Source organism: Weissella cibaria, assembly GCF_004521965.1.
Classification (GTDB): Bacteria; Bacillota; Bacilli; order Lactobacillales; family Lactobacillaceae; genus Weissella; species Weissella cibaria_A.
The window spans coordinates 1-7,196 of sequence record NZ_SDGK01000090.1 but is presented as its reverse complement, the minus strand read 5'-3'; the positions used below and the strand labels follow the sequence as shown (position 1 = coordinate 7,196).

Sequence of the window (7,196 nt, the reverse complement as noted above, 5' to 3'; positions counted from 1 at the left end):
AATTTACTAGAACGATCAGAATAGCTATATATCAACATCTGTGTTGACAAAGCATAAAAAATCAGCTGCCTAAGAAAGGTTCAAAATATTAAATTTTTACTGGTCATCAGTACCATTTGACTTTGAACCGATATTACAAAAAACTCTTGCAACCATCAAACTGGTCCGCAGGAGTTTTCTTAGTCTATTTTAATAGATTAACCTTGTTGGGAAATCTTACGACGCTTAGCAGCCTTCTCACGCTCAGCCGTAACCAAAATTTGCTTACGGATGCGAACGTGTTCTGGCGTTACTTCAGCATACTCATCATCATCCAAGAATTCCAATGACTCTTCAAGCGTCATATCACGTGGCGTCTTGATTGAGGCAGTTTGGTCCTTGTTTGATGAACGAACGTTAGTTTGGTTCTTGGCCTTAGTTACGTTAACTGAGATATCGTTGTCACGGCTGTTCATACCAACAACCATTCCTTCATAGATATCATCACCTGGGTGGATGAACATCGTTCCGCGATCTTCAACTCCCATGATAGCGTAAGTCGTTGCAGCTCCTTGGTTAATTGAAACCAAAGTACCGTTACGACGGCCAGGGTTCCAGTTCTTAACAACCGGCGCGTACGTCTCGTACGTGTGGTTGTAGATACCGTAACCGCGCGTCAATGACATGAACTCAGTTGAGTAACCAATCAAACCACGTGAAGGTACCAACCACTCCATACGAGTCGTACCCGTACCTGTTGGTTCCATGTTACGCATCTCACCCTTACGTTGGTTCAATGAATCGATAACTGAACCTGAGTACTCATCCGGCGTGTCAATTTGAACTGCTTCAAATGGTTCTGATTCAACGCCATCAATGTCCTTGAAGATAACTTGTGGACGTGAAACTTGCAATTCGAAGCCTTCACGACGCAAGTTTTCGATCAAGATTGACAAATGCAACTCACCACGTCCTGATACCAACCATGCACCAGCTTCATCAGTGTCATCAACACGCAATGAAACGTCAGTGTGCAATTCGCGACGCAAACGGTCTTCCAATTGGCGGGCCGTCACAAACTTACCTTCACGACCAGCAAATGGTGAATCGTTCGTACGGAACGTCATTTGCAACGTTGGCTCGTCAATACGCAAGATTGGCAATGCATCCAAGTGCGCTGGGTCAACAACCGTTTCACCAACTGAAATCTCTTCCATACCTGAAAGCGCAATCAGGTCACCAGCGACAGCTTCTTCGATTTCAACACGGTCTAAGCCGATGAAACCAAACAACTTCGTTACACGGAAGTTTTGGTGCGTACCATCAAGCTTCATAACCGTAACGTTGTCTCCGACCTTGATCTTACCACGGAAGACACGTCCAACACCGATACGTCCAACGAAATCGTTGTAATCCAACAATGACACTTGGAATTGCAATGGTTCATCTGAGTTATCTTCTGGAGCAGGAATCGTTTCGAAAACTGTGTCGAAGATTGGTGTCATTGTGTGCTCTTGCGTAGCCAAGTCAGCATCCAATGATGATGTTCCGTTCATAGCTGAAGCGAAGATAACTGGGAATTCCAATTGATCTTCATCCGCACCCAATTCGATAAACAAATCAAGCACTTCATCAACAACTTCGTTAGGACGAGCACCCGGACGGTCAACCTTGTTCACAACAACAATTGGCGTCAAGTTTTGCTCGAAGGCCTTCTTTAAAACGAAACGAGTTTGTGGCATCGTACCTTCAAAGGCATCAACCACCAACAAAACACCGTCAACCATGCCCATGATACGCTCAACTTCACCACCGAAGTCCGCGTGCCCTGGCGTGTCCAAAATGTTAATTTGCTTGTCGCCAACCTTAACGGCCGTGTTCTTGGCCAAGATCGTGATTCCACGTTCCTTTTCAAGATCGTTTGTGTCCATGGCACGATCGCCAAGTTCAGTACGCATATCAAGCGTGTCTGATTGCTTCAACAATTCATTAACCAACGTCGTCTTACCGTGGTCGACGTGGGCAATAATTGCAATGTTACGGATGTTTTCGCGCTTTGCCAAAATCCTAATTCTCCTTGACTATACGTCACTTTTTTACTCTAATCGGTGTAACAACTAACAAAAGCGAGCCGCTTACACGCGGCCCACCTATAGAAATAAGCATTAAAGGTCACGTTCAATTGCCATAATATCGCTATATGCTTGTTGTGTTGCCACTAGAACTGTTCCTGATGTTAACATATTCATAGGTTGGTCGTCAATTTTTCCGACTTTAAACCCCAAAGCTTCACCAAGCAATGTCCCAGCAGCATAGTCCCACGGCTTCATATTGCTGGCATATCCAACGGCCTTGCCTGTCAGAACATGTAGATACGAAATGCCCGCCGAGCCATACACACGGAATCCTAGAGCGGCCTTCGCCACTTCAGGAAACCCAAATTGCTCATATAGCAGGCGTGCACCAGACAAAATAATCAATCCGTCAGCCAAACCTGTATCTTTTGGTGTCGCCAGCGGTGTGTCGTTGTGATACACCCCGTATGCTGGACCACCGTGGACGATGTCATGGTTAACAACATCCATAATCCAAGCCATCACTGGTTGACCATCTTCATACAGCGCCAACATTGTTGCAAATTCTGCCTGTTGTTTTACAAAATTCATCGTCCCATCGATTGGATCAACAAACCAAACTCGGCCGGCCATGTCATTAACCGCATCCCCGAAGCCTTCTTCACCAAGAATTTCCGCTTTAGGATCAAAACGACGAATTGCATCAACGTAAAATTGTTCTGTCTCGCGATCCACATTAGTGACCAAATCGCGGTGACCTGCTTTTGTATCTACACGCATGCGCTGCGTTACACGTTTGAGCACAGCATCGTGTACCGTGTCCAACCAACCTAATACAGTCTGATCAAGCTTTTTTGATTGCGCTTCATTCATACCGCTAGCCTTCCATTTTTAGCTGTTTTTTATCACTTTGCTTTGCGGCTTGGATGGTGCGATAGAGGCTATATCCTGATTCACCACCAAATTCCCGGTCAAGTTGCTTTTCTTCAGCTTTGCTGGGGACAACTTGCTTAAATGCATTGTAGGCCGCTAACAATTTCAATCGATCAATCCCAGATTCATAAGCTGTAGCCACAGCAGAATATAGACCACTAACAGCAATAATATCAGCCATTGACCAACCGTCTAACATTGGGTAATTAATATTCGAATCACCGTTTGCCATACGAATTACCCGATGTAACGCGTGCCATCGGTTTCATTCCATGGCGCCGTCTTGCTGATGTGGTCGTAGTATAGTGTGCCATGCAAATGGTCAATTTCGTGTTGGAATACGATGGCTGGGTAGCCTTCCAACTTCAACTCTTGCGCATCCCCATTTTCATCTTGATACTTAACCGTAATCCGGTAAGCACGCTCTACATACCCAGGAATATCTTCATCGACTGACAAGCACCCTTCACCCATTGACAAAGCCGTTTGCTTAACGGACTGACGTGTGATGACTGGGTTATAAATCGTACCTTTAAAGAAATACGTTGGGGTTACGTATTCATCGATATCAGTATCGACAACATCTTCATCAGGAATCAAAATTGACGAAAATTGTTGTGAAATGCCAACTTGTGGTGCCGCAAGTCCAACGCCTGGGCGAAGACCATACTTCTCATTCTCTTCTTCGTTTTGTGAGACAACCAAGTACTCCATCATGTTCTTAGTTGCTTCCTTTACCTCATCTGACAAGGGGAAAGTCACCTTAGCTGCTTGTTGACGCAACACAGGATCGCCATCACGGACGATATCTTTCATCAAATACATCTGCTCATCTCCTACAAAAATTCTTAATAATACTAGTATAGCAAACTCTACACCGGTTGATTCAACTTACGTAAATCTCGTAAATACGCGGCCGTTTCTTCATTAACAATGTGCGCAACATCGACGTGTAACATTGGCGTACGGTTGTCATACCAGACGTCCGTCACAACCAACGCCATATCGGTCTCTGACGCACTGACTAGATTTTCATCCTGCGCATAATCACGTAGCGCATTATTCAACGCTTGCCGAACCACGACAACTTCTTGACGCTCCCGGTATGGTAGTTCGAACTCGAATGCCATGACTTCATGCCCCCAAATATTAGCCACCAACGTCGAAGTTGGCCGTTCCATTGGGAATAGCAACAAGTCATTAGCCAATTCCCGAAGTGCCACGGTCATACCAGTGTTCACAACTTGTTGTGAGGCAATAATCTGTCGCTCAGTCAAACGACGTCCATATCGTCGGTAGATGGTCAACGCTAGCAACAGTAATCCAACTAATAAAGCCACCCAAACTAACCACATGATTACTTACCTCGTGAATCGCGGTAACCTGCCAACATGCGATTTAGCTTCTGAGCCACGAAAGTCGTTTGTTGCTTATCCTTTTCACCACCAGCGACAACCCGCAACGATTGGTATGTCGCCGACAATTGAACAAAATCATGATACAGGCGATCCGTTGAGGTTGGTCGCTCTGGCAATTCTGAAAAATACTGTGCTAACGTAAAATCGTTATAGTTACGAACGAAATCAGTTAACCCAGTCACAAGAACAAAGTGGCCCGTTTGACGCTTAACCAAATCAATTGCTGACAACGCATCGACCATCGCAAACAATTCTGCCTCATAGGCAGATGAAATCGCTTGATGTCGCACCGCAATTTGTTCCGCTGGCGTATCGGTTGATAAAATGACTGAACCACTTAATGCACGATTCGCCATGGTATCCCATTCCCCATTGACATAAATATAAGTTGCAATAGTTGATGGTAACGCCATTTTCAGTTGATTAGCCAGCACCACTTCTTCTGGTGTCGTTGTTGGCACATAAGAACGCTTGAACTTTCCCTGTACACCGCGGACATTATCTTTTATTTTTTCCCAGATGTTCTTACTCATCTTTGCTGTCCTCCGTTTTTATTACTTCAAGTCTAACCGAAAAGCAGATAAAAAACGACTACCCAAATCCGACGTATGATTTCAAATATATTTAGGATACAGACGCCTTAGTTTCGTTGAATATGGTATTTGGCCGGTATTTCTGATAAAATTAATTTTAAGATTGTTCGGTACAAGTCAGTAATAAATAAGGAGATTAACCGATTATGATTTTTAAGGTTTACTACCAACCTACTAAGACACAAAACCCAAAGCGTGAAAACACGCAATCACTTTACATTGATGCTGCTGATCAACCGGTTGCGCGTTTTTCAGTTGAGTCAAACACAGACTACAATGTTGAATTGATTGAACAATTGTCAGAAAAGGCTTTGGCATACGAGCAACAAAGCCCCAACTTTAAGTTGACGGAGTTCTAATATGGTCATGAATCTGGATATTCGTCCAGACGAGACTGCAGTATATGCGCTTGGTGGCCTTGGGGAAATTGGAAAGAACACTTATGGTATTCAATTTGGTGATGAAATCATCGTCGTCGATGCCGGTGTTAAGTTTCCAGAAGATGAACTATTAGGAATTGATTATGTGATTCCGGATTACACCTACCTCAAGGAAAACCGCGACAAGATTAAAGCTTTGGTTATCACCCACGGTCACGAAGACCACATTGGAGCCATTCATTTTTTCTTGAACGCAGTTAACGTCCCTGTATATGCTGGCCCTCTCGCCTTGGCATTAATTAAGAACAAGTTGGATGAGCACCGATTGTTAAACAGTACCGAACTTCACGAAATTGATGAAGATACTGTTCTTAAGTTTGACAACATGAGTGTTGAATTCTTCCGCACAACGCACTCAATTCCTGATACATTTGGAATTGCAGTGCACACACCATCAGGAACAATCGTTGAGACCGGTGATTTCAAGTTCGACTTCACCCCAACAACTAAGCAGCCACCTAACGTACAAAAGATGGCGCGCATCGGTTCCGAAGGTGTCCTACTTTTAATGTCTGACTCAACAAACGCTGAACGAGCTGAGTTTTCAAAGTCAGAACGTTGGGTGGGTAAGACCATCGACAAGTTGTTTGATGAAATCGATGGCCGAATTATTTTTGCCACATTTGCCTCAAACATGTCACGTGTGCAAATGGCGACTGAAGCCGCCCTTGCTCATGGACGTAAGATTGCCGTCTTCGGTCGTTCAATGGAAAGCGCCGTAACGAATGGTTTGGCCCTTGGTTATTTGGATATTCCAAAGGACATGTTGGTTGATGCACACGAAATTAATCACCTCCCTGCTAACGAGGTCTTGATTTTGTCAACGGGATCACAGGGCGAGCCAATGGCTGCCTTGGCCCGCATCGCCAACGGTACTCACAAGCAGATTTCAATCCAACCAGATGACACCGTTATCTTTTCTAGTTCGCCAATTCCTGGTAACACACAATCTGTTAACCGTGTCATTAACGAACTTGAAGAAGCTGGTGCCACGGTTATCCATGGTAAGATCAACAACATTCACGCTTCTGGTCACGGTGGCCAAGAAGAACAAAAATTAATGCTATCGTTGATTAAGCCAAAGTACTTTATGCCTGTTCACGGTGAGTACAGGATGTTGAAGGTTCACGAAGGTATGAGTCATGAAGTTGGTGTGCCAAAGGAAAACACGTATGTTCTCGATAACGGGGATGTACTTGCTTTGACCGCTGATTCAGCTCGAGTTGCAGACCACCTTCCTGCCGAAGACACATATGTCGATGGAAACGGTATTGGTGATGTTGGTTCTGCCGTGTTGCGTGATCGCCAAATGTTGTCACAAGACGGTTTGGTAGTTGTAGTTGCAACAATTGACTTGAAGAACCAAGAAATCACAGCCGGTCCTGATATTTTGTCACGTGGCTTTATCTACATGCGTGAGTCAGAAGACTTAATTAATGATGGTCGCAAGGAAATTTTCCACGCGATTCTAACAGCGATGCGTGAATCAAACGCTAGCGAGCACAGTATTCGCAACGCGGTTGTGTCACAACTACAACGTTTCTTGTACGAGAAGACTAAACGTCGCCCATTAATCTTGCCTATGTTCATTTTAATTTAGGCCTTTAATAACAAAAGTTTCTAAAATATTTGGTACTGATGACCACTCGCTAGCGCGATTGGTTGTTGGTACCTTTTTTTGATTTATTGGTGTAAAAATAAAGGCTCTATGCCAAATAGCGTTGGTCGACAATGAATTTGAAAATTAACGCGATTTGA

8 protein-coding genes are annotated in these 7,196 nt (G+C 44.2%); 2 read left to right on the top strand and 6 right to left on the bottom strand.

Annotation, left to right across the window (positions count from 1 at the left end):
• Positions 1 to 197: 197 nt before the first annotated feature.
• The 6 genes from typA to EST42_RS09815 all read right to left on the bottom strand — a co-directional run bounded on the left by typA (position 198) and on the right by EST42_RS09815 (position 4,938).
• On the bottom strand, positions 198 to 2,042 hold the full coding sequence (typA, locus tag EST42_RS09840; RefSeq protein ID WP_134645256.1) for a translational GTPase TypA: 1,845 nt from the start codon (positions 2,040 to 2,042) through the stop codon (positions 198 to 200).
• Between the two features lie 102 nt (positions 2,043 to 2,144).
• Entirely contained in the window at positions 2,145 to 2,927 is a 783-nt protein-coding gene (locus EST42_RS09835) for an inositol monophosphatase family protein (RefSeq protein WP_134645255.1), read from the bottom strand.
• 4 nt (positions 2,928 to 2,931) lie between these two features.
• Positions 2,932 to 3,219 (bottom strand): UPF0223 family protein, encoded by a 288-nt coding sequence (locus tag EST42_RS09830; RefSeq protein ID WP_134645254.1) that lies wholly within the window; start codon positions 3,217 to 3,219, stop codon positions 2,932 to 2,934.
• Between the two features lie 5 nt (positions 3,220 to 3,224).
• Entirely contained in the window at positions 3,225 to 3,812 is a 588-nt protein-coding gene (gene def, locus EST42_RS09825) for a peptide deformylase (protein WP_134645253.1), read from the bottom strand.
• A 47-nt stretch (positions 3,813 to 3,859) separates the two neighbouring features.
• Positions 3,860 to 4,342, bottom strand: coding sequence for a hypothetical protein (locus EST42_RS09820; protein WP_134645252.1), 483 nt, complete (start codon positions 4,340 to 4,342; stop codon positions 3,860 to 3,862).
• Between the two features lie 2 nt (positions 4,343 to 4,344).
• On the bottom strand, positions 4,345 to 4,938 hold the full coding sequence (locus EST42_RS09815) for a hypothetical protein (RefSeq protein ID WP_134645251.1): 594 nt from the start codon (positions 4,936 to 4,938) through the stop codon (positions 4,345 to 4,347).
• 206 nt (positions 4,939 to 5,144) lie between these two features.
• Between EST42_RS09815 and EST42_RS09810 the strand changes: the two genes are divergently transcribed.
• On the top strand, positions 5,145 to 5,357 hold the full coding sequence (locus EST42_RS09810; protein WP_134645250.1) for a DNA-directed RNA polymerase subunit epsilon: 213 nt from the start codon (positions 5,145 to 5,147) through the stop codon (positions 5,355 to 5,357).
• A gap of 1 nt (position 5,358) precedes the next feature.
• Positions 5,359 to 7,038, top strand: coding sequence for a ribonuclease J1 (rnjA, locus tag EST42_RS09805; RefSeq protein ID WP_134645249.1), 1,680 nt, complete (start codon positions 5,359 to 5,361; stop codon positions 7,036 to 7,038).
• The last annotated feature ends 158 nt before the right edge of the window (positions 7,039 to 7,196 follow it).